Below are 2,418 nucleotides of genomic sequence, written 5' to 3' on the forward strand. Positions count from 1 at the left end.
AATGATGATTTAAGGGTAAGCTTAGTTGCACCCTATGTATTTGACGCATCTGTAAAGCAGATATTTGCAGCTATACTAAATGGATATAGTTTGTACGTTGTCCCAGAAGATATTAGATTAGATGGTATAAAGTTACTCGAGTTTTATAGAAAAAACAAAATAGATGTTACTGATGGGACACCTAGTCATATAAATATGTTGTTAGAGAGCATTGGAGATAATAGTTTTGAACTTAATATTGAGCGATTTGTTATAGGTGGAGATATTTTACTACATAAAGTGGTAGAGAATTTCTTGAATAAACTAAACTCAGATTCAGTGAAAATAATAAATGTTTATGGACCAACTGAGTGTTCTGTAGATTCAACTTTATATGAAATTTCAAAAGAAAATATAGATTTACTTCAGAACATTCCTATTGGTATGCCAATGCCAAATGCTAAAATATATATACTTGATAAAGAAAATAAATTGCAACCTATAGGAGTAGCTGGGGATATATATATATCAGGAGATGGTGTAGGGAGAGGTTATTTAAAGAGAATAGAATTAACAAAAGAAAAATTTGTTGATAATCCTTTTATTTCAGGGGAAAAAATGTATAGAACAGGGGATATAGGAAGATGGCTAGAGGATGGAAACATTGAAATCTTAGGAAGAATAGATCATCAGGTAAAAATTAGAGGACATAGAATAGAACTAGAAGAAATAGAAAATCAATTACTGAAGAATTATGATATAAAAGAAGCAGTAGTAATGGCAAGAGAAGATGAAAGTGGAGATAAATATTTATGTGCATATATAGTTGGTAAGCAAAGAAGTAAAATATCAGAACTGAGAAATTATTTATCAATAGAATTACCTGAATATATGGTGCCTACAACTTTTATACAGCTAGATAGAATACCACGAACTCCAAATGGGAAGATAGATAGAGAAGCATTATTAAAAATGGAAGTGAATGTTATACCGGAAGAAGAATATGAAGGACCTAGAAATGAAACAGAAGAAATAATGGTAGGAATATGGCAAGAAGTATTATCAACAAAGGAGAAAATAGGGATAAAGGATAGCTTTTTTGAATTGGGTGGACATTCATTAAAGGCAATTATTCTTTCTGCTAAAATATACAAGGAGTTGAAAGTAGAGTTACCTTTACAAGAAGTTTTTATAAATCCAACAATAAAGGAAATTTCTGAATATATAAATAATGCAAAGAAGAGTTGTTATTCAGGTATACAACCTACAGAAGAAAAAGAATATTATCCTGTATCATCTGCTCAGAAGAGAATGTACGTATTGAGTCAATTAGATAAAGATATTATGAGTTATAATATTCCGACGGTGCTGAAATTAAATGGAAAATTAGATAAAGAACAATTTGAAGAAACTTTTAAGAAGTTAATAAATAGACACGAGTCTTTAAGAACTAGTTTTAAGATTATAAATGATAATCCTGTACAGGAAATACATGAAAAAGTAAATTTTACTTTGAAGTATTCTGAAATTAATGAAAAAAGGTTAGAAGTAGAAGTAAAGAAATTTATTAAGAACTTCAATTTAAAAAAAGCTCCATTAATGAGAGCGAAGTTATTAAAAGTATCTGAAGAGAGACATTATCTCCTATTTGACATGCATCATATAATAGCAGATGGTACATCTATAAGGGTAATAATAGAAGAATTTGCTGAATTATATAAAAGAAAAGAACTTGAAGGATTACGGATACAGTATAAGGACTATTCTGTATGGCAAAGAGAGATGTTATCTACAGAAGAGTTAAAAAGACAGGAAAGATACTGGTTAGAGAGATTTAAAGGTGACATACCAGTACTTAATATGCCAACAGATTTTCAAAGATCATCTATACAAAGTTTTATTGGAGATAGGATAAGCTTCAAGATTGATAAAGAACTTAAAGATCGATTATATAAAATAGCAAGGGGAAATAAAGCGTCATTGTATATGGTGTTACTTGCAGCCTATAATATATTACTTCATAAATATTCAGGACAAGAAGACATAGTTGTAGGTTCGCCAATAACAGGTAGGACTCATGCAGATTTACAGAATGTAGTAGGAATGTTTGTAAATACATTAGCAATGAGAAATTATATAACTGGAACCAAAACATTTAAAGAATTATTGTCTGAAGTAAAAGAAAATGCACTTGAGGCATATGAAAATCAAGACTATCAATTTGAAGACTTAGTAGGGAAATTGTCCCTAACGAGAGATATTAGTAGAAATCCTTTATTCGATACAATGTTTGTGCTTCAAAATATGGAAAGTGAGAGTTTGAAAATAGATGGACTAAGAATAGAGCCAGTTGAGGTTGAAAATAAAACAACTAAGGCTGATATTATATTTAATACATTAGAAGTAGAAGAAGAATTACAGTTTAATGTACAATATTCT

Annotated in this window: 1 protein-coding gene; it reads left to right on the plus strand. The window is 29.7% G+C overall.

Annotated features, from left to right (window positions below):
• On the plus strand, positions 1 to 2,418 hold a 2,418-nt coding region (locus tag AYC61_RS01135; protein WP_156456286.1), incomplete at both ends, for a condensation domain-containing protein.

Source organism: Abyssisolibacter fermentans (genome assembly GCF_001559865.1).
GTDB classification, from domain to species: Bacteria; Bacillota; Clostridia; order Tissierellales; family MCWD3; genus Abyssisolibacter; species Abyssisolibacter fermentans.